The organism is Clavibacter michiganensis (assembly GCF_021216655.1).
GTDB lineage: Bacteria > Actinomycetota > Actinomycetes > Actinomycetales > Microbacteriaceae > Clavibacter > Clavibacter michiganensis.
The window spans coordinates 3167387-3190286 of record NZ_CP080437.1 but is presented as its reverse complement, the minus strand read 5'-3'; the positions used below and the strand labels follow the sequence as shown (position 1 = coordinate 3190286).

Genomic DNA, 22900 nt, shown 5'->3' with positions numbered 1-22900 from the left:
CCTCGATCATCGCCCGGCGAGGTGGTCGAGCGCGCGGCGCGTGTCGCGCGTGACCTGCTCCGCGATGGCGGCGGGCAGCGGCGCGCGCGGCGGACGCGTGGGGCCGCCCGTGCTCTCGCCGGCCACGTCGATCGACAGCTTGATGGCCTGCACGAACTCGGTGCGTGAGTCCCAGCGGAAGACGGGCACGAGGTGCTTGTACAGCTCCTTCGCCTCCTCGATGCGGCCGCTCGTCGCGAGCCCGTACAGCTCGACGGCCTCGCGCGGGAACGCGTTCGGGTAGCCGGCGAACCAGCCGACGGCGCCCATGATGAGCGACTCGAGCAGCAGGTCGTCGGCGCCCGCGATGACGTCGAGGCCCGTGAGGTCCTGGATCTCCGTCACGCGGCGGATGTCGCCGGAGAACTCCTTGATCGCCACGACGTTCTCGAGCGCGTCGAGGCGCTGGAGGAGCTGCGGCGTGAGGTCGACCTTGGTGTCGAACGGGTTGTTGTAGGCCATGATCGGCAGGCCCACCTCGTCGACGCGCGCGTAGTGCTCGACGACCTCGTCGTCGCTCGCCCGGTAGATGGTGGGCGGGAGGAGCAGCACGCCGTCGGCGCCGTCCTCGGCCGCGATCTCGGCCCACTTCTTGGCCTGGTGCCAGCCGACGCCGTGCACGCCGGCCACGACGATCCCGCGGTCGCCGACGGTCTCGACCGCGACCTGCACGACCTTGCGGCGCTCCTCGTCCGTGAGCGAGGAGTACTCGCCGAGCGATCCGTTCGGGCCGACGCCGCGGCAGCCGTTCGACATGAGCCAGTCGCAGTGTGCGGCGTACGCGTCGTAGTCGACGGCGAGGCCGGCGGGGGCCGACGCGTCCTCGCGGAACGGCAGCGTGGTGGCGACGACGACGCCTCCGAGGTCCAGGGCGGGTGCGGTCAAGGGGTGTCCTTCCGGTCGGTGGTGCGGGGAGGTGCTGGGGTGGTCGGGGGCGCGGGGTCGCGCGGCGGGTCGCTGCCCGCGGGCGGGTCGTCGGCGGGCGGCGGGTCCGCGACGCCGGCGGGCGGCGGGTCCGCGACGCCGGCGGGCGGCGGGTCGTCGACGCCGGGCGCGGCCGCGGCGAGGGACGGGGGTCCGGTGTCGCGGCGCTCGTAGGCGGCGGCGAGCTCGCCGAGGCGCACGGGCGAGGCGATGGGGCGGCGGTCGGATCCGGGGCCGGGCGCGGCGGCGGGAGACGCGGCGGGCGCGGATCCGCACGCCGGAGCCTCCGCCGCGAGCAGCTGCTCGACGGTCCGCCCGCAGACGCGGCCCTGGCAGATGCCGAGGCCGGCGCGCGTCGCGAGCTTCATGGAGCGGAGGTCGGTGGACGACGCGGCGCGGGCGGTCGCGCGGATCCGGCCGACGGGCACCTCCTCGCAGCGGCACGCGAGCGTGTCGTCGCGGAGCCAGCCGGTCCAGCCGGGGCGGATCCCGTGCGCGGCCTCGATGCGGCCGGCCACGTCGTGCGCGACGGCCCGGCGGCGGACCGCGGGGGCGACGGCGGCGTCGGACGGGGATCCGCCCGCGGCGCAGTGCCCCGCGACCTCGCCCTCCGCGAGCGCCTGGTCCACTCCCCCGATGCCGGTGATCTCGCCCGCCGCGAAGACGCCAGCCGGCCCGGCGCCCTGGGAGGCGTCGACCTCGACGAAGCGGTCGGCGCCGATGCGGCAGCCCGCGGCGATCGGCAGCTCGAGCCGGGGCGTGAACCCGTGGCCCACGCACACGGCGTCCACGGCGATCCGCCGCTCGGTGCCGGGGATCGGTGCCCACGAGGCGTCGAGGCGCTGCACGGTGACGGCGTCGACGCGGTCGGTGCCGTGCGCCGCGACCACCGCGCTGCCGGTGGAGTAGCCGATCCGCTCCCGCGCCAGCACGGAGACGTACCCGGCGAGCTCGGCGGCCTTGTGCGGGGCGCGGGCGAGGCCGAGCGGACTGCGCAGCCACCCGCGGGCGAGTCCGGGCACGCGCGCGGCCTCGTGGATCCCGACCACGCGCGCCCCCGCCTGCACGAGCGACACGGCGACGGGCAGGAGGAAGGGCCCGGCGCCCGCGACGATCACGCGGTCGCCGATCGCGACCCGCTCGCCCTTCGCGAGCGCCTGCGCGGCGCCCGCGGTGAAGACGCCCGGCAGGTCCCAGCCGGGGAAGGGCAGCGTGCGGTCGTGCGCGCCGGTCGCGAGCACGAGCGCGTCCGGGCGGAGGGCCAGCGGCTCGCGGCGGGATCCGTCGACCTGGCCGACGAGGACGTGCACGACGGCGGCGGGCGGCGCGGACGAGTCGGCGACGGCGGGCGCGTCCGGTGCCGGCCGCTCGATCGCCCACACCTGCGCGCCCGTCACGATCTCGCAGCCGTCGTCGGCCGCGAGCCGTCCGCGGAGCGCGGTGAACGCGTCCCAGCCGTGGTGCAGGATCCGCTCGCGCGCGGCGGGCCGCGTCGCCGGCAGGTGCCGCCAGTACTGGCCGCCGAGCTCGTCGGACGCGTCGAGCAGCGTGACGCGCGCCCCGCGACCGCGGGCGGCGACCGCGGCCGCGAGCCCTGCCGGTCCCGCGCCGATCACGACGACGTGCCGCCGGTCGTCCGCGCCGCTCACGACGCCTCCCCCGCGCGCGCGTCGGGCACGGTCGCGCCCGGCCCGGTCTCGACCACGTCGCCCTCGACCGCGCGGCGCTGGCAGGCGCGGACGTCCGGCAGCCCGTTCACGGTGACGGTGCAGTCGAAGCACACGCCGATCCCGCAGAAGACGCCGCGGGGCCGGCCGGCGCTCGCGGTCGTGCGCCAGGCGAGCGTGCCGGAGGCGAGCAGCGCGCCCGCGATGGTCTGGCCGCCGACGCCCTCGACGGGATCCCCGTCCATGGTGAAGCGCACCGCCTCGGCGGGTCCCGGGCGGATCGGGTCGCGCGCCGGATCCACGCGCCGCGGCGTCATGCGCGCGCTCCGGCCGCGTCGGTGGGCAGCGCGAGGCCGGGCGCGGCGGCTCCGGGCGCAGCGCCCCCGGGCATCGGCAGCCCGAGCGAGGCGCGCGCGACGGAGAAGGGCCGCACGTCGAGCGGGGTCGCCTCGCCCGTCATCTGCGCCACGATGAGGTCCGCGGTCGCGACCGACAGGCCGATGCCGGCGCCCTCGTGCCCGCTCGCGTGCCAGAGGCCGGGCAGTCGCGGATCCGGCCCGACGACCGGCAGGTGGTCGGGCAGGTACGGGCGGAAGCCGCCGTAGGAGCGCATCGCGTTCGCCTCGACGAGGAAGGGGAAGAGCCGCACGGCCTTCGCGGCGAGCTCCTCGAGCACGGCCACGCGCAGCGACGCGTCGAAGCCCACGCGCTCGCGGCTGGATCCGATGAGCACCGTGCCCGACGGCGTCGACTCCACGACGCCCGAGGTCTGCAGCGCCCCGTCGCCGGATCCGACCGCGCCCACGTAGTCGCCGTCGTAGACCTTGTGCCGGATGCGGTGCGGCATGCGCGTGGTGACGAGCACGACGCCCCGCCGCGGCAGCACGGGCAGCTCGACGCCGAGGGTCCGCGCCACCTCGCCCGACCACGGTCCCGCCGCGATCAGCACGTCGTCCGCGGCGATGTCGCCCGCGCTCGTCCGCACGCCGCGGAGCGCGCCGTCCGCGTCGAGCAGCGGCCCGATGACCTCGACCCCGGTGCGCACGACCGCGCCCGCCCGCCTGGCCGAGGCGGCGAGCGCCTCGGTCGCGATGGCGGGCTGCACCTGCGCGTCCTCGGGGTAGTGCACGGCCGCGGTGATCGCGGGGTTCAGCCACGGCTCGAGCTCGAGCGCCCGACGCCGGTCGACGGGCACGGCGTCGACGCCCGCGGAGCGCTGGGTGGCGGCGAAGGCGAGGAGCGGATCCGCGCCCTCGTCGGTGGTCGTGACGACGAGCCCGCCCTTGGGCTCGTACTCGATGGAGGGCAGCGCGTCGCCCAGCTCGTCCGCGAGCTCGGCGGCCACCTCGGGCCAACGGCGGGCGGCCAGCTGCGCGAGCTCGAGCTCGGCGCCCGGCCCCTTGTCGGACACGAGGATGTTGCCCTCGCCCTGGGCGCTCGTGCCGGACGCGACGGCGGCGCGCTCGACGACCGTGACGCGCATCCCCGCACGGGCGAGCGACCGGGCGCACGCGGCCCCGACGATGCCGCCGCCCACGACGACCACGTGACGCGTCATGGTGTCCCTGCTCTCACGGGTGGATGCGCCTCGGGGAGGCGGGTGGCGTACGGCGGTGACAGTAATATGTCACACATCGCCGCGTAGGGGAAGCGGGGCGGTGCCGAGCGGATCAGGCGTCGTGGTCGACCCGGGACGCGCCTGCATCCGCCGCGGGCTCGTCCTCGCCGCGCCCCGCCCACCAGCCGGTGGCGTGCCGGATGTGCCGCACCATCAGCTCGTGCGCCCCGGATCCGTCGCCGGCGACCAACGCCCGCAGCAGCTCATGGTGCTCGGCCGCCGAGGCGTCGAGGAGGCTGCTCTCCTTCATCGACGCGAGGCCGACGAGGCGCGTGCGCGAGCGGAGGTCGGCGATGGCCGCCGTGAGCACGGGGTTGCCGAGCATGCGCGTGAGGGAGAGGTGCAGCTCCTGGTCGGCCTCGAGGTACGCGCGGAGGTCCCCCTCGCGCGCGCCCTGCTCGATGCGGTCGGCGAGCGCCTCGAGGCCGGGCAGCGCGCCCTCGGGCAGGTGCCCGGCGAGCCGCGCCATGGCCGGCGCCTCGAGGAGCTGCCGCACCTGCACCAGGTGGCCGAGCTCCTCGTCGCTCACGGCGGTGACGCGGAAGCCCTTGTTGCGGACCGTCTCCACGAAGCCGCGCTTCTCGAGCTCGAGCACCGCCTCGCGGACGGGCGTGGCCGAGACGTCGAAGCGCACGGCGAGCGTGGGCACGGTGATGAGCGTGCCGGGTTCCAGCTCGCCCGAGACGATGGCCGCGGACAGGGCCTGGTGCACGTGCTCGCGCAGGCTCTCGCGCGGGGGTGCGGGACGCAGTGCGGAGAGGCTCACGCGGGTCCTCCTCTGTGTCAGGACGGGGACCGCTGCTCCCGCATCCAGGACTCCAGGCCCTGGGCGTCGATCGGCAGCGCGTCCGACAGCACGTCGGACCCCGTCTGCGTCACCACGATATCGTCTTCGATCCGCACCCCGATGCCCCGCAGCTCGGGCGGTACCATCCCGTCGTCCGGCGCGAAGTAGAGGCCGGGCTCCACGGTCAGCACCATGCCCGGCTCGACCGCGCGGTCGTAGCCGGCGACCCCGGCGCCCGAGCAGTCGTGCACGTCGAGCCCGAGGTGGTGCCCGATGCCGCACACCAGCCAGCGCCTGTGGTGCTGCCCGGCGGGCGAGAGCGCCTCGTCGACCGAGACCGGCAGGATCCCCAGGTCGTGCAGCCCCTGGGCGATGACCTCCATGGACGCGTGGTGGAAGTCGACGAGCGGCCGACCGGGCGCGACGGCCTCGAGGCCCGCGCGGTGGCTGCGCTCCACGATGTCGTGCACGAGCCGCTGCTCGGGGGTGAAGGTGCCGTCCACGGGGATCGTGCGGGTGACGTCCGCCGTGTAGAGGCTGCGCGCCTCCACGCCCATGTCGAGCAGCACGAGCTCGCCGTCGCGGAGCGGGCCGTCGCAGCGCACCCAGTGCAGCGTCGTCGCGTGCCCGCCGCCACCCACGATGGTGGCGTAGCCGGGGCCGTTGCCGACCGTCCGCGCGTGCCGGTCGAACGTGCCCTGCAGCCAGCGCTCCCCGCCGTGCGCGCGCGCACGCGGCATCGCGCGCACGACCTCGGCGAAGCCCTCGACGGTGTCGTCGACCGCGCGCCGCAGCTCCTCGATCTCCCACGCGTCCTTGATGACGCGCAGCTCGCCGAGCGCCGCCACGAGCGCAGCGTCGCGCGGGACGTCGGCGAGCGCGGACGGCACGCCGGTGACGGCGCCCGCGCGGCGGACGTCGCGGACGCCGGCGAGGTCGGGCGCCAAGCGGCCTGGGTCGCGCACGGGGATCCGGAGCACCCGGTGCCAGTCGGCGTGCGCGGGCGCGGGGCCGACCCAGAGCTCGCCGTGGTCGGCGTCGGAGTAGAAGCGCGGATCCCCCGGGTGCGCGGGCGCGGGCACGTGCAGCACGGCGTCGTGGCCGCCCGGCACCGCGTGCATCACGAGCACCGCGCCCTCGATCTGCACGCCGGTGAGCCACACGAAGTCGCTGTCGGCGCGGAACGCGTAGCGGCAGTCGTCGTTGCGCGTGGGCGCGTACCCGCTCACCACCGCGAGGGTGACGCCGGGCATCGCGGCGCTCAGGCGGTCGCGGTGCGCGGCCGCGGCCTCGACCGCGCCGGGCACGGTGGTCGGCGTGCGGTCCGGCGTGATCCAGCCGCCGGCCATGAGGTCCTGGAACGCGGGCAGCTCCGCGAGGCGCGGCGGGCGGCGGTCCTCGGGGGTGAAGGGGGCGCGCGGCGCCCCGGGGTCCGTGGCGGGCGCCGTGTCGTGGGTCGTGTCGGTCATCGGGGCAGGCCTCCTCCATCGCGGGCGATCGTGTCCATCAGCCGCCCGAGCACGCCGGGCGCTCCGAGGCCGTCGTGCTCGTGCTCGTTCGTTATCCACGCGCGGGCGTTCCCCACGCGCGCGACCGTGTCCTGCTGCAGGCCCGCGTCCACGTACATGTCGTCGTGGTAGATCGCGGCGGCCAGCGGCACCTCGTTGGCGGCGAGGCGGGCCGGGTCGTAGAGCTCCGGCCAGTCGTCGCGGCGGGCCATCTCCTCCACGGCGCCGCGGAACGGGCGCAGCAGGCGGATCTCCTCGAACATCCAGGGGTACATCATCTCGCCGGTGAGCAGCAGCGGCCGGGCGGTCGGCGCGAACGCCGGGTGCCTGCCGCGCTCCCGCTCGGCGGCCCACGCGGTGGCGGGCCGGGTGCCCGACGCGTAGATGCTCTCCTGCATCGCCGCGAACAGCGGGTTCGCCGCGTACGAGGTGAGGCGCATCACCTCGGCGAGCAGCACGTCGGTCGGCTCGCCGCGGTCGTCGAGCGCCTCGTCGAGGAGCGCGTGGATCCGCTCGCGCCCGGGCGCCATGCCGAGGTCGATGCCGATCGTCTGCAGGCGCTCCACGGTGAGCACGTCGCCGTCGGGCAGCGTCACGTCGCCGACCTGGAGCCGGTCCGCGAGGCGGGACAGGATCCCCACGTCGGCCGGGTAGCGCGCGTGGTAGCCGACGTTCTTCCGGACCGTGCGCGGGTAGGTCCGGCGGTAGACCTCCTCGGCGTCGGGGTCGAGCGACGCGAGGCCGCCCGTCACGTAGCAGGCCGACAGGGCCTCCGGCGCGAGCGACAGGTACGTGAGCGTGAGGAACCCGCCGTAGCTCTGGCCGAGCGTCGACCAGCGGCGCCCGCCCTCGAGGTGCTGCCGCAGCGCCTCGGCGTCCTGCACGATCGCGTCGGCGCGGAACAGCGCGAGGTACCGGGCGGCGGACGCGTGGTCGTCGCCGAACCGCATCATCGTGCGCGCCGTCACGGGCGTGCTCCGCCCGGTGCCGCGCTGGTCGAGGAGCACGACGCGGTGCGTGCGGAGGGCGTGGCCGATCCACCCGCCGTCGTCGAGCACGCGCGGCGACTTCCCGCCCGGGCCGCCCTGGAGGTAGAGGAGCGCGGGCAGGTCGTCGCCGCGGCGGTCGGGCGCGACGAGCTCGCGGGCGAACACCGTGATCGTCGCGGTGGGCTCGCCGGCGCGCGCCGCGGCCCAGTCGAGCGGGACCTCGATCTCGTGGTCGGTGACGTGGACGCCGGGGACGGTCGCGGATCCGACGATCACGCCGCCGACCCGCCCGCCGTCTCGATGGCGGTGGTGTCGAGACCGGCCGCGGCGCGCGCGGCCTGCCGCTTGCGGTCCCACTCGGGGTCGATGCGCGGCACGGCGTCGAGCAGGGCGCGCGTGTACGGGTGCTGCGGGCGCTCGAACACGTCGTCGCGCGTCCCCTCCTCCACGACCCTGCCCGAGCTCATCACGGCGACGCGGTCGGAGAGCTGCCGCACGACGGCGAGGTCGTGCGCGATGAAGACGTAGCTGAGCCCGCGCTCGCGCTGGAGGTCCCGGAGCAGCGCGATGACGCGCGCCTGCACCGTCACGTCGAGCGCGGAGACCGCCTCGTCGCACACGATGAGGCCCGGGCTCACGGCGAGCGCCCGGGCGATCCCGATGCGCTGGCACTGCCCGCCCGAGAACTGCGCGGGGTAGCGCTGCGCGTGATCCGGGTTCAACCCCACGCGGTCGAGCAGGTCGCGCACGAGCTGCCCGTGGCCGCCGGGCGTCGTGATGCCCTGGTACCGCAGCGGCGCGCTGATGATCTGCTCCACCGTGTGCCGCGGGTTGAGCGACGACGCAGGATCCTGGAAGACCACCTGCACCTGCCGCCGGAACTCGCGGAGGGCCGCGCCCTTCGCGTGCGTCATGTCCTCGCCCTTGAGCGCGAACGTGCCGGAGGTCGGGTCGAGGAGGTGCGCGATGATCCGCGCGGTCGTCGACTTGCCGGATCCGGACTCCCCCACGATCGAGAGCGTCTGCCCGGTCGGCACGTCGAGGCTCACGCCGTCGACCGCGAGGAAGCGGCGCACCGGCGGTCGGAGCCCGCGGCCGCCGCGCGTCACGTACTCCTTCGTGAGGTCGCGCGCGGAGAGGAACGGCTCGGGCGTCGCCGCGGCGGGCGCGGTCGAGGTGGATGCGGGCGCGGAGGCGTCGTGGCGGCTCATGATGCGGGTCCCGTCGTCTGGCGGTCGTATGCGGCGTCGATGCGGGGGATCGCCTCGAGCAGGGCGTGCGTGTACGGATCCTCCGGCGCGGTGAACACGCGCTCGGTGGTGCCGCTCTCGACGCGGTGCCCGCCCTGCATGACGAGCACCTCGTCGGCGAGGGAGGACACGACGGCGAGGTCGTGGGTGATGACGAGCATCCCCATCCCCGTCTCCGCGCGGATGGAGCGCATGAGGTCGAGGATCTGCGCCTGCACCGTCACGTCGAGCGCGGTGGTCGGCTCGTCGGCGATGAGCAGCTCGGGCTCGAGGCACAGCGCCATCGCGATCATGATGCGCTGCCGCATGCCGCCCGAGAACTGGTGCGGGTAGTGGTCGACGCGCGTCGCGGCCTCCTTGATCCCCACCCGGTCGAGCGCCGCGACCACGGTCGACCGCACGGACTTCCGGGAGCCGGAGCGATGCGACCGGTAGGCCTCCTCGATCTGCAGCCCCACCGTGTAGTAGGGGTTGAGCGAGGAGAGCGGATCCTGGAACACCATCGCCATGCGGTCGCCGCGCATGGCCCGCAGCTCCTTGTCGCTCCGGCCGACGAGCTCCTCGCCCGCCAGCTTGATGGATCCGGTGACCTTCCCGCCGCGCGGCACGAGGCCCATCACCGCGAGCGAGGTCATCGACTTGCCGGACCCGGACTCGCCCACGATGCCGAGGGTGCTGTCCGGCTCAACCCGGAAGGAGAGGTCCTTCACCACCTCGACCGGCCCCCGCGAGGTGGGGAACGCGATGGTGAGGTGCTCGACCTCGAGGAGCGGGGTCCCGGGGACGGCGCGGGCGGGCTGGTGGTGCGGTGCGGTGGCGGTCACGAGGTGATCCTCACTCGGGGGTCGAGCACGGTGTACAGCACGTCGACGACCACGTTCCCGACTACCACGAAGGCCGCGGCGAGGAGCGTGACGCCCATGATGACGGGCTGGTCGTTCTTGGCGATGGAGTCGGCGGCGAGCTTGCCGACGCCGTTGAGGCCGAAGACGCTCTCGGTGATCACGGCCCCGCCGAGCAGCCCGGCGAAGTCCATGCCGAACAGCGTCACCACGGGCGTGAGCGACGGCCGGAGCGCGTGCCGGCGGATCACGAGCGCCGCGGACAGGCCCTTGGCGCGCGCCGTCCGCAGGTAGTCCTCCTGCAGGGTGTCGATCACGTTGGCCCGCACGATCCGCGCGTAGATGGCCGCGTAGCCGAGCGCGAGCACCAGCCACGGCATGAGATACGAGTCGAACCACGCGACGGGGTCGTCGCCGAACGCCACGGACTGCGGGAACGGCAGCACCTGCAGCTGCACGACGAGCACGTACTGCAGGAGCAGCGCCGCGAACGTGATCGGCACGCTGATCCCGGTGAGCGCCGCCGCCATGGCGGTCCGGTCCCACACGCTGCCCTGCTTGATCGCGCTGACGAGGCCGCCGGCCACGCCGAAGACGACCCAGAGGACCGCCGCGCCGACCGCGATGGTGACGCTCACGGGGAGGCGGGACAGCATCAGGTCGAGCACGGGCTGCTGCGTCTGGAAGCTGAAGCCGAGGCACGGCGCGGAGCACTGGATCGCGGTGGGGCCGTCGCCGTAGGTGCGTCCGGTGAAGATGCCCGTGATGAAGTCGCCGTACTGCGCCCAGAACGGCCGGTCGAGGCCGAGGAGCTGGCGGATGGAGTCGATCTTGTCCGGCGTGCAGGTCTTGCCGCAGATGGTGACGGCGGGGTCCGGCTGGAGCAGGAAGAAGATCATGTAGGTGAACAGGCTGATGAGCGCGAGCACGATCAGCGCGGATCCGGCGCGGCGGACGAGGTAGCCGATCATGCCGCCTCCCCCTGCTCCAGCGCCGTGCGGAGGTGGTCGCCGAAGACCGTGAACGACAGCACCGTGAGGAAGAGGAACGAGCCCGGCACGATGAAGTACGCGGGGTCCACCGTGTACCAGGTCACCGAGTCGGCGATCATCTGGCCCCACGACGGCGTCGGCGGCAGCACGCCCACGCCGAGGAACGACAGGCTCGCCTCGGTGCCGATGTAGCTCGGCACCGCGAGCGTGGCCAGCACGATGACGGTGCCGCGCAGGTTCGGCAGCACCTCCCGGAAGATGACGCCCATGGAGGACGCGCCGGACGCCCGGGCCGCCTCCACGAAGTCGCGCGTGCGGATCGTCATGGTCTGGCCGCGCACGATGCGCGCCGTGTACGGCCAGCCGAAGACGCTGAGCACCAGGACGAGCAGCGCCGGGCGGTTGCCCGCGGGCAGGGCCGACAGGATCGCGATCATGAAGATGAGCGCCGGGAAGGCCATGAGGAAGTCCATGATCCGTGAGACGACCTGGTCGACGATCCCGCCGAAGTAGCCGGCGACCATGCCCGCGAACACGCCGATCGTCGTGGTGACGACCGTGGCGGAGACCGCGATGAGCAGGGACACCCGGGCGCCGTACGCGATCCGGGCGAACAGGTCGCGGCCGTTCTGCGGCTCGACGCCGAACCAGTGCGAGGCGCTGACGCCGCCGAACGGGCCGAGGGGGAGGCCGCCGAGGACGGGATCCACGGCGTCGGGGTCGAAGGTCGTGGGGCCCCAGCCGGTGATCCCGGACAGGAGCGGAGCGAACACCGCGAGGACCAGGACGATCACCACGAACGCGGTGCTGAGGATCACGGACGGCTTCGACCGGAGGGCGGCGACCACGCGCTTGGCCGGCGTGACGGCCGGCGGCCGTCCCGTCGGGTAGGCGGGGGCCGAGTCGGGCGCGGACGCGCCCTGGAGGGTGGCGGTCACCGCCTACTTCCCCGTGTGGAGGCCGATGGTGGCGTAGTCGATCCCGCCTGCGTAGAGGGGGCTGGAGTAGGCGTTCCGCACGTTCTCCCCCACCACGAGCACCGACTGCGCGAACAGGAGCGGCACGGTCGGGGCGAGCTGCTGGATCTGCTCGTCCAGGTCGCCCCACGCGGTCTTCGCGGCGTCGAGGTCGGTCATGGCCGAGACCTCGTCGATCTTCGCGTTCACGGCCGAGTCGTTCAGCTGCGAGATGTCGTTGTTGCCCTTCGGGCTGATCTGGCGGCCGTCGAACAGGGTCGGGAGGACCGTGCTCGCCGACAGCCAGTCAGGGCACCAGCCCGTGACCGCGGCGTCGTGCTGCTGGGAGGTCGTGCCGATGGTCTCGTAGTAGGTCGAGGTGTCGAGGATGTTGAACTCGACGGTGATGCCCACCTTGGCGAGCGACTGCTGGAGCGCCTCGGCCTGCTTCTGGGAGGAGGGCAGGTTGCGCACGTCGAGGGTCATCGTGAAGCCATCGGGCACGCCCGCCTCGGCGAGCAGCGCCTTCGCCTTGTCGACGTCGCCCGCGCTGTCGGTGCTCGGGTAGAGGTCGAAGTCCTTGTGGCCGGGGATGGAAGGGGTGAGCATCGTGGACGCGGGCTCCGCGATGGAGGGGCCGCCGGCGACGTCCGCGAGGGACTTCTTGTCGATCGCGTAGGAGATCGCCTGCCGGACGCGCACGTCGCTGAGATGGGGCTTGGTCGTGTTGAGCCCCAGGTAGGTGGTGCACGCCTGGTCGCCCGTCACGGTGCGGGCCTTGATCTGCGGCGTCTGGATGCGCGAGACGCTGGCGGCCGTGATCGTGTAGGCGATCGCGTTCTTGTCGTCGCCCTGGCCGGCGAGCATGCGCTCGTCGATGGTCGCCTGGTCGAGGCCGATCGTGAACTGCCACTTGTCGGGCTTGGCGGTGCGCACGTCGTCGGTCGCCTGGTCCCACTCGGGGTTGCGCTCGAGGGTGAGGGAGGATCCCGCGGTGCGGGCGGTGACCCGGTACGGTCCGGACGCGATGGGCTGCTGGTCGATGCTCGTGACCGTCACCCTGTCCTTGTCGGCCGGGAACGGCGTGAACGTGCTCTGCGCGGCGACGCTCGCGAACTCGGGCACGGAGCGGTTGAGGTGGAAGACGATGGTCTTCGCGTCCGGCGTCTCGATGGAGGAGAGGTCGCCCGACTCGTACGGGCCCTTGTAGGAGTCGCCACCCGCGAGGTAGAGGCGCGTGTAGGGGGTGCCGATGGCGAGCGCCGGGTCGAACGAGCGCTCGACGCCGAACTTGACCGATTCGCTCGTGATGGGCGACCCGTCCTCGAACTTCAGGCCGTCCTTGAGCGTGAAAGTCCACACCGTCGCGTCGGCGTTGGGCGTGCCGGTGTCGGTCGCGAGGTCGGGTGCGATCGTCGCGCCGTCCTCGCCGGACGCCGTGGTGAGCGTGCGGTAGATGAGCCGGTACAGGTCGGCGACGCCGGTGTCGTAGCCCATCTCCGGATCCAGGTGCGAGAAGTCGGTGCTGGCGAGCACCTGCATGGTGCCGCCTGTGTCGGCGGGGCCGGTGACGCCGCCTGCGGCGGCGCCGCCGCCGGCGCCGGCGCAGGACGTGAGGGCGAGGCTGGCGGCGACGGCCAGCCCTACTGCGGTGATTCGTCGGTTCATCGGACTCTCGTTTCGTGGATGGCGGCCGTGGCGCGCCGGGTGGGGAGTGACGGACGGGGTCGTGCGATGGGAGGGATGGGGAGGAAGTGGAGGTGCGCGCGACCGCCCCGGATCGGGTGGGAACGGGTGGCGTGCGCGCGCGGGACGGCTCAGCCGGTGTCGGCGGCGCGGATCCAGACCCGCATGGCGGCGGGCGACCGGTTGCCCCAGAGGGCGTACGGCACGAGCACGGCGTCGACGGGGTCGGCCGACGCGGCGGGTGCGGTGGTGCCGGGGACGACCTCGGGGTAGAGCTCGTCCGGAGCGGGCAACGCGCGGCGGAGCCGCACGGCGAGCGCGACGCCCGAGGCGGGATCGGCGGCGTCCGACGCCGGGCCCCACGGCGCGGCGAGCGGGAGCGGCACGATCCGTGCCGCCGCCAGGTCGCGCGGGTCGAGGAGCAGGTCGTCGACGGGTGCGCCGGCGTCCTCCTGCTCGAGGGCGAACACGATCGGTCCGCGCGCCACCGCGAGGGTCCCGCGGGTGGCGTCGAGGTGCGGGTGGGATCCGAGGGCGCGCACGGGCATGTCCAGCTCGACCACGAGCGCGTCGCCGGCGGCCCAGGTGCGGGTGGCGCGGATCCATCGGTCGCCGGCCTCCGCGTCGACCTCGGCGGTGGACCCGTCGGCGCCCTGCACGACCGCGGTCGCGGAGCGGCACCAGCCCGGGCGGCGGATCACGATGCCGCTCTCGGCGCCGGATGCGCGCAGCACCTCGACGCGCACGGTGCCGTCCCACGGGTAGTCGGTCGTCACGCGCACGTCGAGCGCGTCGGTGCGGATCACGCAGTCGGCCGGGTGGGCGATCACGAGGTCGTCGCCGTCCTGGACGGCCACGTGGTCCTGCAGCTCGCTCATCCAGCGGACGATGTTCGGCGGGCAGCACGGGCAGGTGAACCACGGGCGGCGCATCAGCTCGCCCTCGGTCTCCGCGCCGGACTGCGCGTGGTGGTCGGGCCGGCGCTGGAGCGGGTTGTCGTAGAAGAAGCCCGTGCCGTCGGCGGAGAGCCCCACGGCGTAGGCGTTGACGAGCACGGTCTCGAACGTGTCGAGGAAGCGGGGCTCGCCGGTGGCGAGGAAGAGGCGCCAGGCCCACTGCATCACGGCGATGGCCGCGCAGGTCTCGCTGTAGGAGCGCTCGCTCGGCAGCTCGTACGCGTCGCCGATGGCCTCGTCCGAGTGGCGGCTGCCGAGCCCGCCCGTCACGTAGAGGCGGGTGCGCACGGCGTCGTCGAACAGGCGGACGGAGGCGGCGAGGAGATCCGCGTCGCCGGTCTCCGTCGCCACGTCCGTCGCGCCCGCGGCGAGGTACGCCATGCGGACGGCGTGGCCGGTGACGGCCGGCATCTCGCGGAAGGGATGCGCGTCCTGGAAGTACTCGGCCGGGAAGATCCGCGTCGCCACCGTGCCGTGGCCGCGCCGGTCGACGAACGCGGAGGCGAGGTCGAGGTAGGCGCGCTCCCCCGTCTCGCGGTGCAGCTCGACGAGCGCCATCTCGACCTCGGGATGGCCGCAGACCTCGGCGCGAGCGCCCGGTCCGAACTCGCGGACGGCGGCGTCGGCGAAGCGGCGGGCCACGGCGAGGAGGCGGCCGTCGCCGCCCTGGCGGGAGTCGGCGACCGCGGCCTGGATCAGGTGCCCGAGGTTGTAGAGCTCGTGGCCCCACGCGAGATCGGACCAGGGCTCGCGGTCGGATCCGGGCCGCTGCACGTACGAGCCGATGTAGCCGTCGGCCGCCTGCACCCGCTCGAGCACATCCGTCGCCTCGTGGAGGAACGCGCGCATCTCCGCTGTCGCGGCGCCCCGGCCGACCTCGTAGGCCACGCCCTCGAGGGTCTTGTAGACGTCGGTGTCGAGGAACGGGTACCGCGGGACGGGCCGCTCGCCCGGCCCGTCGACCGCCGCGCGGAGGTCGTCGAGGTTGCCGGCGGTCGTCATCGAGGCGATGGCGTGGGGGATGGTGCGGGACCGGTTGCGCTCCTGCCAGGCGGCGAGCAGGCCACCTTCGAGGGTGACGGCTTCGGTGCCCAGCGGGCGCCGGGATCCGACGCTGGGGAGGACGGCGGCGCGACGTGCGCCCACACGCATAGCATCCGCATCTGCTCCGGTCACTGCCATGGCGCTCCCTCGTCCGGCCTCGGGCAGCCGGTGGTAGGTGACATATTACAAATACGCCATACGGTGTTGGCAATCCCGATGAAGCGTTTGCGGCCTCCCGTTACACGCTGTTTACATGCGGCCCCGCTGGCACGGCCGTCGCCGGGCCCGACGGATACCACGCCCCGGCCGCTCCCCACAGCCCGCAGAGGGCGCTCGGCCGGACCAGTACGATCGTGGGCAACGGCGACAGCTCTTCGGGTGAGCTATCCCGCCAGCGCCGGGCCGGTCTTCGGGTAAAAGTCGGCCGTGTGCGCGGCTCGGTCCCGCAGCCCTCGAGGCTCGGGACCGGGTCCCTCTCCCCCGCCGCCGCTCCGGCCGGCCGGCGCTCCAGGCCGCGGACGCCCTGCTCGGCGGGCGCTCTAGTCGACCGCGGCGGATCCGGCGACGACCGCGAGCAGCCCCTCGCCGTACGTGTCGAGCTTCTTCTGCCCGACGCCCGTGATGCCTGCGAGCTGCCCGAGATCCTGCGGGCGCACGGTCGCGACCTCGCGCAGGGTGACATCGGCGAACACGACGTACGCGGGCACGCCCTGCTCCTTCGCCTGCTCCGAGCGCCACGCCCGGAGCGCCTCGAACAGGCCCTGCGCCTCCTCCGGGAGGTCGACCACCTGGCCGCCCTTCGCCCGGGTGGTGCGGGTGCCGCGACCGCGCACGATGCGCTCGGGCTCCTGCCGCATGGGCACCTGCCGGGATCCGGTGAGCACGTCGCCGCTGCCCGGGGTGATGACGAGCGTGCCGTAGCCGTCGTCGCTCACGCCGAGGAGGCCCTGCGCGAGGAGCTGGCGCACGACGCCGCGCCACTGCACGTCGGTGAGCTCGCCGCCGATGCCGAACGTGGCCAGCTGGTCGTGGCCCTGCTGGCGGACGCGGTCGGTCTCGTTGCCGAGCAGGATGTCGATGAGGTGCGCGGCCCCGAAGCGCTGGTTCCGCTCGCGCTGCAGCCGGACGATCGTCGACAGCAGCTTCTGCGACGGCACCGTGGCGTCCCACGTCTCGACGGGCTCGAGGCACGTGTCGCAGTTCCCACAGGGACCCGTCTCCTCGCCGAAGTAGCGGAGGAGCTGCACGCGGCGGCAGCCGACCGTCTCGCACAGCGCGAGCATCGCGTCGAGGTGCTGCGACAGCCGGCGGCGGTGCTGCGCGTCGCCCTCGGACTGGTCGATCATGCGGCGCTGCTGCACGACGTCCTGCAGGCCGTACGCGAGCCATGCGGTGGAGGGCAGGCCGTCGCGGCCCGCGCGCCCTGTCTCCTGGTAGTAGCCCTCGATGGACTTGGGCAGGTCGACGTGGGCGACGAAGCGCACGTCGGGCTTGTCGATGCCCATGCCGAAGGCGATGGTGGCGCACATCACGATGCCGTCCTCGCGGAGGAAGCGCGCCTGGTTGCGCTGGCGCACCGCGGCGTCGAGGCCCGCGTGGTATGGCAGCGCGGCGATGCCCTGCTTGTTCAGCGCCTCCGCCGTCTGCTCGACGGTCTTCCGCGACAGGCAGTAGACGATGCCCGCGTCGCCCGCGTGCTCGTTCTTGATCAGATCCACCAGCTGCTTCCGCGGCTCGGCCTTGGGCACGATGCGGTAGCGGATGTTCGGGCGGTCGAATGAGGAGACGAAGTGGCGCGCGTCCTGCAGGCCCAGGCGCGCCGTGATGTCGGCGTGCGTGGCCTCGTTGGCCGTCGCGGTGAGCGCGATGCGTGGCACCTCCGGCCAGCGCTCCTGCAGCATCGACAGCGCGAGGTAGTCCTTGCGGAAGTCGTGGCCCCACTGGGAGACGCAGTGCGCCTCGTCGATGGCGAACAGCGCGATGCGCGCCTCGTCGAGGAGGCGCCCCATGCGGTCGAGGATGAGGCGCTCGGGCGCGAGGTAGAGCAGGTCGAGGTCGCCGTCGAGCAGGGCGCGCTCGACCTCGCGGCTGGTCTCCAGGTCCTGCGTGGAGTTGAGGAACGCGGCCCGGACGCCGACGGCGCGCAGCGCGTCGACCTGGTCCTGCATGAGCGCGATGAGCGGCGAGATGACGACGCCCGTGCCCTCGCGGACGAGGCTCGGGATCTGGTAGCAGAGCGACTTGCCGCCGCCCGTGGGCATGAGGACCAGCGCGTCGCCGCCGCCGATGACGTGCTCGACGATCTCCTGCTGGTCGCCGCGGAAGGCGTCGTACCCGAACACCGTGCCGAGGCGCTCGAGGGCGGGGGCCAGGGCGGTGCCGGACGCGGCGGATCCGGCGGGAGCGGGAGGGGTGGAGGTCATCGGGGCAATCGTATCCGGGGGCCGGTCGGCGGATGCCGGGGAGGAGAGGGGTGGGGACGCGGACGGCCCCTCCCGGGTGGGGAGGGGCCGCACGGCGCGGATCAGGCGCGGGTCAGATCGCGGTGGGGTCGGCGCTCGCGCCGGGCGTGGCCTGCGCGGCCTCGGCGGCGGCCTGCTCCTTGAGGGCGGCGACGTCGACGGCGCGCACCTCCTCGATGAGCGACTCGAGCGCCGGGGCGGGCAGCGCGCCCGCCTGGCTGAAGATCAGCGTCTGGTCCTTGAAGATCATCAGCGTCGGGATGGCGGAGATGTTCGCCTGCTGCGCGAGGAACTGCTGCGCCTCGGTGTCGACCTTGCCGTGGACGATGTCGGCGTGCTTCTCGCTCGACTTGTCGAAGACGGGCGCGAACTGCTTGCAGGGGCCGCACCAGTCGGCCCAGAAGTCGACGACGACGATGCCGTTGGAGTCGACGATGCTCTCGAAGTTCTCGGCGGTCAGCTCGGTGGTGGCCATGGTGCGTCCTCTTCTCGTGCTCGGTTCGTGCGGTCTCGGGGTGCAACCGGGCCCGCGGCCCGCGCATTCCGCGTGCGGGAGACGGCTACCAGACGAGGACGATCGACGGCCAGACGGTGCTCGACCCCTTCGCCTGGTCGTCGCCCGCGTAGCTCGCGGCGAGCAGGTGGATCCCGCGGGACAGGCGCGGCAGCGTCACGGTCGCGCGGCCGGCGTCGGCCGCCGTGACGTCGACGGAGGCGATCGCGCGGCCCCGGTCGAGGATCTGCACGCGGCCGGTCGGAGCCGTCGCGCCGGCGGCGAGCTTCACCGTGTACCGCACCGGCTGCCCGCTGCGGACGAGCAGGCGGTCGGCGTACCCGACGAGGGTCGACGCGTCGCGGATCGTGTCGAGGCCGACCTTCACGGGGTCGTGGTCGCTCGAGCGGAAGGCGCTGGATCCGTCCGTCGCGGCCCCGCCGTACTCGCGCGCGGCCCACTCCGGTGCGTTGATGTCCCAGACGCCGACGCCCGTGACCGCGGCGGCGCCCGCGCGGGTGGCGAGCACGTGGTCGAGCGATCCGACCTCGCCGTCGAACGAGTACGTGCGCTCGCCGGGCGCCTTCGCGGCCACGAGGTCGACGAAGCCGGCGTCACGGAGGACCTGGATCGGGTCCTCCTCCGAGTAGGCGTTGAAGTCACCGAGGAGGTAGACGAGGTCGGATCCGCTCGACGCCTCGAGCTCGCCCGCGAAGCGCGCGACGGCCTTCGCCTGCGCGACGCGGTCGGCGTTGAAGAACCCCTGGCCGTCGGCCGGCTGCGTTCCGGACCCGGACTTCGACTTGAGGTGGTTCGCGACCACCGTGAAGGTCCGGTCGCCGCCACGGAAGGACTGCGCGACGGGCTCGCGCGCGTTGCCCCAGACCGTCTCGTCGATCTGCGTGGCCGCCTGGCCCACGGGCGTCACGGCGTCCGTGCGGTAGATGATCGCGTTCTGGATCTCGTCGGTCGGCGTCAACTGCAGCTCGGCGGGCGTGCGCACGTAGTCCCAGACCGGCTTCCCCGCGGCGTCGTTCAGGCCGCGCACGAGGTCGGCCGTCGCGGTGTCCGCCGGCTCGCCGAAGCGCGTCGAGTTCTCGATCTCCATCAGCGTCACGACCTGCGCGTCGAGGCCGGTGATGGCCGTGACGATCTTGGCGCGCTGCTTCCGGAACTCCTCCGCGGTGGCGGCGCCGCGCTCCCCGAGCGTCGTGAAGTAGTTGAGGACGTTGAACCCGGCGATGCGGACGTCGCCGCCCACCTCGGGCGAGGACGCCGGACGCGGGTTGCCGCTCGTGAAGGTCGGCACGCGGCCGGCCGCGTCGAGCGACGTGAGCGGCGTCGTGGGCTGGAGGCGCCAGTCGTCGAAGCCGTAGGCGAGCACGTACGGGGTGGCCGGGAAGACCGGGACGTCGCCGTTGCGGACCACGCGGTCGGCCGTGTAGTAGGGCTGCGTCGCGCCCGCGGGATAGGCCGCGTTCGTGAGCTGGATGTTGTAGCCGTCGTCGAGCAGGAGCCGGCGCGCGCGGTTGTCGGCGGCGATCCGGTCGGCCTCGGCGCCCGGCCGCACGACGTCGGTGGCCTTGACGGGCAGATCCGCGCCGGCGCTCAGCCAGAGCGTGCCGAAGGTGTCGAGCTGGTGCGCGGATCCGACGCGGTAGTCGCCCGTGGGCGTCACGAGCATGCTCTCGAGCGACTCGCGGTCGGCGCCGCGGAGCGTGTCGGGCAGCGGGGTGGCGGCGGGCACGCCGACGCCGGCCCGCACGAGGTCCGTCGCGGTCGCGGCGAGCTGGGTCTGGCCCTGGCGCTCGGACGCGGTGCCCGTGACGCGGACGAGGTCGCCGATCGCGACGGCCGGGTCGGCGCTCGCGAGGTAGACGAAGATCCCGTCGGAGGCGCCGGGCGTCTGGTCGGTCGCGCCGCCGGAGCCCGGGGTCTGGATCACGATGCCGGCATACCCGCTCGCCCCGCGGTAGTCGGCGGTGACGACGCCCTCGACCGTGACGACGCGACCGGCGAACGGGGTCGCGCTGCCGGTGCCCTGCACGTCGGCGATGGCGACGGTCGCGGCCTCGGCGGGCGACGCGACGAGCGCGGACAGGCCGAGCGCCAGGGCGGTCGCGACGGCGAGCGGGCGGGCGATGCGGCGCCCCGGGCCGGATCGGCGCTCTCGGGATGCGGGTGCGGTGTCGGTCTCGGTCATGGCGTCGTCCCCCTCGGCGTCGCGGTTCCCCCGCGTGGGGGATCACCCGTCGAGCGTAGGCCGGGCGCGACCCCGGGCGGAGGGCCGCCACCGGATCGTCACCGGCTCGTCACGCGATCGTCGCGGCACGCAGGAGCAGGGCGACCGGCACGATGGCGCGGGACCGCCGCCACGTACTATCGTCAGGACAAACATCCGCCCTACGGCCCGAGGAGCAGTGCGACGCCGCATGGTCCAGACCCGCACCACCCCCGCATCCCGCGCCGCCTCGACGGCCCGCCCGAGCCGACCCGCGGGATCCGCCGCGTGAGGGCCACCGTCGCCGGCGCGCCCGTGAGCTTCGGCGTGTTCGAGCTGACGCCCGAGGGGGCGGAGGTCGTGACCCCCGACGACATGGTGGAGGCGCTGGCCGAGACCGGGTACGCGGGGATCGACCTCGGGCCCGTCGGCTACCTCGGCCGCGGCCGCGAGCTGCGCGACCGGCTCGCCGGCGCGGGCCTCGAGCTCGCGGGCGGGTGGATCCAGCTCCCCCTCTCCGACGACGACGCGTTCCAGGCGTCGCTGCCCGAGCTCGCCGCGTCGCTGCGCGTGTTCCAGGAGGCGGCCGAGTCGGGGCCCACGCGGCTGCCGCTGCCGACGCTGGCCGACGCCGGATCCGCGACCCGCGCCGCCGCCCCCGGCCGCGGCGCCGAGGCCGACCCGCTCGACGACGCCGCGTGGTCGCGCCTCGTCCGCAACACCGCGCGCGCCGCGGAGATCACGCGCGCCGCGGGCTTCGAGCCGACCTTCCACCACCACGCGGGCACGTTCGTGGAGTCGCCCGAGGAGATCGACCGGTTCCTCGACCAGGTCGACGTGGGGCTCACGCTCGACACCGGCCACCTCGTGATCGCGGGCGGCGACCCGATCGCGGCGATCTCCCGCTGGGGCGCGCGGATCACCCACCTGCACCTCAAGGACGTCGACGCCGCCGAGCTCGGACGGGTGCTCGCGGCCGGCGGCGGCATGCGCGAGGTCTGGTCCTCCGGGGCGTTCGTGGCGTTCGGCCTCGGCGACGTCGACCTCGCGAGCGTGATGACCGCGATCGAGGCGCAGGGCTACGACGGTTGGGTGGTCGTGGAGCAGGACGTGCTCAACGCGCCCGACGCCGACATCCGCGGCTTCCGCGCCGAGCGCACGGAGGACCAGCGCGTCAATCGCGAGGCCCTCCGCACCTGGGCCTGATCCGGCGCGCCACCCCGAGCGCACCGGCACCACCACCACGACGAACGAGGACCCACGACATGACCACGACCCCCCTGCGCTTCGGCCTGATCGGCACCGGCCGCATCGGCCAGGTCCACGCCGCGAACATCGCCGCGGATCCGGACGCCGAGCTCGCGTGGATCTGCGACCCCTTCGTCGACGGCGCCCACGCCCTCTCCACCCGCCTCGGCGGCCGCGTCACCGAGGACGCGGCCGAGATGATGGCGTCGGGCGGTGTCGACGCGGTCCTCATCGCCTCGCCCACGCCGACGCACGTCGACCTCATCGCGGCCGCCATCGACCACGGCCTGCCCGTGCTCTGCGAGAAGCCCATCGACCTCGACATCGCGCGCGTCGACGCGCTCCTCCCCCGCGTGCAGTCGTCCGGCGTGCCCGTGGCGCTCGGCTTCAACCGCCGCTTCGACCCGGCGTTCGCGGAGGCGCGCGCCCGCGTGGCCGCGGGCGAGATCGGCGCGCTCGAGCAGCTGTCGATCATCAGCCGCGACCCGGCCGCGCCGCCCGCCGCGTACGTCGCGGTCTCGGGCGGGATCTTCCGCGACATGACCATCCACGACCTCGACATGGCGCGCGCGTTCCTGCCGGACATCGTGGAGGTGCAGGCGACCGGGTCCACGACGTTCGACCCCGGCGCGCGTGAGCACGGCGACTACGACACCGCGGTCGTGACGCTCCGGGCCTCAACCGGCGCGCTCGTGGTCATCACCAACTCGCGGCACAGCGCCGTCGGCTACGACCAGCGGATCGAGGCGTTCGGCTCGCACGGATCCCTGCAGGTCTCGAACGCCCTCACGAGCCTCGTCAGCGTCTCGACCGCCACGAGCGTCGAGGGCAAGCCGCCGTACCAGGACTTCTTCCTCGAGCGCTACGCCGCCGCGTACGTCGCGGAGCTGCGCGCCTTCATCCGCCTGGCCCGCGGCGAGGCATCCGACAGCCCGACCTTCGCGGACGGCCGCGCGGCGCTCGTGCTCGCGGACGCGGCGCAGCGCTCGGCCGTGGAGCGCGTGGCGGTACCCGTCTCGCTCTGAGCCCGGCGCACGCACGCGCCCACCCGCCCGACCGCGCCCGACGCGGTCGGGCCTCGTCGCGCGCGCGGGAGGGCCCGAGCAGGCGGCACACTGGAGGGTCGGATCGTTCGGCTCCGCCGGCAGGACGACGGCGGGTCACGACATGGATCCGTCTTGTCAGCATGTGTTGACAAACAACGTCGGGCGGGACGAA

18 protein-coding genes are annotated in these 22900 nt (G+C 74.1%); 2 read left to right on the top strand and 16 right to left on the bottom strand.

Annotated features, from left to right (window positions below):
- Positions 1–6: 6 nt before the first annotated feature.
- From K0V08_RS15185 to K0V08_RS15110, 16 genes are all read right to left on the bottom strand, one after another.
- Entirely contained in the window at positions 7–924 is a 918-nt protein-coding gene (locus K0V08_RS15185; RefSeq protein ID WP_079531998.1) for a dihydrodipicolinate synthase family protein, read from the bottom strand.
- On the bottom strand, positions 921–2612 hold the full coding sequence (locus tag K0V08_RS15180) for an NAD(P)/FAD-dependent oxidoreductase (RefSeq protein WP_012037494.1): 1692 nt from the start codon (positions 2610–2612) through the stop codon (positions 921–923). Before K0V08_RS15180 ends, K0V08_RS15185 begins: the two co-directional genes overlap by 4 nt.
- Positions 2609–2947: a (2Fe-2S)-binding protein gene (locus K0V08_RS15175; RefSeq protein ID WP_079531995.1), complete on the bottom strand. Its 339-nt coding sequence runs from the start codon at positions 2945–2947 to the stop codon at positions 2609–2611. The genes K0V08_RS15180 and K0V08_RS15175 overlap by 4 nt, the downstream gene beginning before the upstream one ends.
- Positions 2944–4188 carry an NAD(P)/FAD-dependent oxidoreductase gene (locus tag K0V08_RS15170; protein WP_079531992.1) on the bottom strand — a complete coding sequence of 415 codons (1245 nt, stop codon included), beginning with the start codon at positions 4186–4188 and terminating at the stop codon, positions 2944–2946. The genes K0V08_RS15175 and K0V08_RS15170 overlap by 4 nt, the downstream gene beginning before the upstream one ends.
- A 112-nt stretch (positions 4189–4300) precedes the next feature.
- On the bottom strand, positions 4301–5014 hold the full coding sequence (locus K0V08_RS15165; RefSeq protein ID WP_079531990.1) for a GntR family transcriptional regulator: 714 nt from the start codon (positions 5012–5014) through the stop codon (positions 4301–4303).
- 17 nt (positions 5015–5031) lie between these two features.
- A complete protein-coding gene (locus K0V08_RS15160; RefSeq protein WP_079531987.1) occupies positions 5032–6504 on the bottom strand; it encodes an aminopeptidase P family protein in 1473 nt (490 codons plus the stop codon).
- Positions 6501–7808, bottom strand: a complete 1308-nt coding sequence (locus K0V08_RS15155; RefSeq protein ID WP_079531985.1) for an alpha/beta fold hydrolase — start codon at positions 7806–7808, stop codon at positions 6501–6503. The genes K0V08_RS15160 and K0V08_RS15155 overlap by 4 nt, the downstream gene beginning before the upstream one ends.
- The gene (locus K0V08_RS15150; RefSeq protein ID WP_079531983.1) at positions 7805–8743 is read right to left on the bottom strand and encodes an ATP-binding cassette domain-containing protein; all 939 of its coding nucleotides are present in this window, start codon (positions 8741–8743) and stop codon (positions 7805–7807) included. The genes K0V08_RS15155 and K0V08_RS15150 overlap by 4 nt, the downstream gene beginning before the upstream one ends.
- Positions 8740–9606, bottom strand: a complete 867-nt coding sequence (locus K0V08_RS15145) for an ABC transporter ATP-binding protein (protein WP_012037487.1) — start codon at positions 9604–9606, stop codon at positions 8740–8742. Before K0V08_RS15145 ends, K0V08_RS15150 begins: the two co-directional genes overlap by 4 nt.
- Positions 9603–10595: an ABC transporter permease gene (locus tag K0V08_RS15140; RefSeq protein ID WP_012037486.1), complete on the bottom strand. Its 993-nt coding sequence runs from the start codon at positions 10593–10595 to the stop codon at positions 9603–9605. The genes K0V08_RS15145 and K0V08_RS15140 overlap by 4 nt, the downstream gene beginning before the upstream one ends.
- Positions 10592–11554, bottom strand: coding sequence for an ABC transporter permease (locus K0V08_RS15135; protein ID WP_012037485.1), 963 nt, complete (start codon positions 11552–11554; stop codon positions 10592–10594). Before K0V08_RS15135 ends, K0V08_RS15140 begins: the two co-directional genes overlap by 4 nt.
- Positions 11555–11557: 3 nt before the next feature.
- Positions 11558–13240 (bottom strand): ABC transporter substrate-binding protein, encoded by a 1683-nt coding sequence (locus K0V08_RS15130; RefSeq protein ID WP_012037484.1) that lies wholly within the window; start codon positions 13238–13240, stop codon positions 11558–11560.
- Positions 13241–13389: 149 nt separating this feature from the next.
- Positions 13390–15366, bottom strand: coding sequence for a glycoside hydrolase family 127 protein (locus tag K0V08_RS15125; protein ID WP_228510775.1), 1977 nt, complete (start codon positions 15364–15366; stop codon positions 13390–13392).
- A gap of 431 nt (positions 15367–15797) precedes the next feature.
- Positions 15798–17681, bottom strand: a complete 1884-nt coding sequence (gene recQ / locus K0V08_RS15120) for a DNA helicase RecQ (RefSeq protein ID WP_079531978.1) — start codon at positions 17679–17681, stop codon at positions 15798–15800.
- A gap of 112 nt (positions 17682–17793) precedes the next feature.
- Positions 17794–18195, bottom strand: a complete 402-nt coding sequence (gene trxA / locus K0V08_RS15115) for a thioredoxin (RefSeq protein WP_012037481.1) — start codon at positions 18193–18195, stop codon at positions 17794–17796.
- Positions 18196–18280: 85 nt separating this feature from the next.
- Complete coding sequence (locus K0V08_RS15110; protein WP_079531975.1) at positions 18281–20416, bottom strand: ExeM/NucH family extracellular endonuclease; 2136 nt, start codon at positions 20414–20416, stop codon at positions 18281–18283.
- A gap of 306 nt (positions 20417–20722) precedes the next feature.
- On the opposite strand from K0V08_RS15110, the gene K0V08_RS15105 reads away from it, so the two are divergent.
- The gene (locus K0V08_RS15105; protein ID WP_079531973.1) at positions 20723–21640 is read left to right on the top strand and encodes a sugar phosphate isomerase/epimerase family protein; all 918 of its coding nucleotides are present in this window, start codon (positions 20723–20725) and stop codon (positions 21638–21640) included.
- Between the two features lie 59 nt (positions 21641–21699).
- Positions 21700–22707 carry an inositol 2-dehydrogenase gene (iolG, locus tag K0V08_RS15100; RefSeq protein ID WP_079531970.1) on the top strand — a complete coding sequence of 336 codons (1008 nt, stop codon included), beginning with the start codon at positions 21700–21702 and terminating at the stop codon, positions 22705–22707.
- Positions 22708–22900: the final 193 nt, after the last annotated feature.

Excerpts from the sequence above, each read along its gene's own strand:
- iolG (WP_079531970.1), top strand. The coding sequence starts at position 21,700 with ATGACCACGACCCCCCTGCGCTTCGGCCTGATCGGCACCGGCCGCATC.
- K0V08_RS15175 (WP_079531995.1), bottom strand. The coding sequence starts at position 2,947 with ATGACGCCGCGGCGCGTGGATCCGGCGCGCGACCCGATCCGCCCGGGA.
- K0V08_RS15140 (WP_012037486.1), bottom strand. The coding sequence starts at position 10,595 with ATGATCGGCTACCTCGTCCGCCGCGCCGGATCCGCGCTGATCGTGCTC.
- K0V08_RS15160 (WP_079531987.1), bottom strand. The coding sequence starts at position 6,504 with ATGACCGACACGACCCACGACACGGCGCCCGCCACGGACCCCGGGGCG.
- recQ (WP_079531978.1), bottom strand. The coding sequence starts at position 17,681 with ATGACCTCCACCCCTCCCGCTCCCGCCGGATCCGCCGCGTCCGGCACC.
- K0V08_RS15170 (WP_079531992.1), bottom strand. The coding sequence starts at position 4,188 with ATGACGCGTCACGTGGTCGTCGTGGGCGGCGGCATCGTCGGGGCCGCG.
- K0V08_RS15110 (WP_079531975.1), bottom strand. The coding sequence starts at position 20,416 with ATGACCGAGACCGACACCGCACCCGCATCCCGAGAGCGCCGATCCGGC.
- K0V08_RS15125 (WP_228510775.1), bottom strand. The coding sequence starts at position 15,366 with ATGCGTGTGGGCGCACGTCGCGCCGCCGTCCTCCCCAGCGTCGGATCC.
- K0V08_RS15150 (WP_079531983.1), bottom strand. The coding sequence starts at position 8,743 with ATGAGCCGCCACGACGCCTCCGCGCCCGCATCCACCTCGACCGCGCCC.
- trxA (WP_012037481.1), bottom strand. The coding sequence starts at position 18,195 with ATGGCCACCACCGAGCTGACCGCCGAGAACTTCGAGAGCATCGTCGAC.
- K0V08_RS15130 (WP_012037484.1), bottom strand. The coding sequence starts at position 13,240 with ATGAACCGACGAATCACCGCAGTAGGGCTGGCCGTCGCCGCCAGCCTC.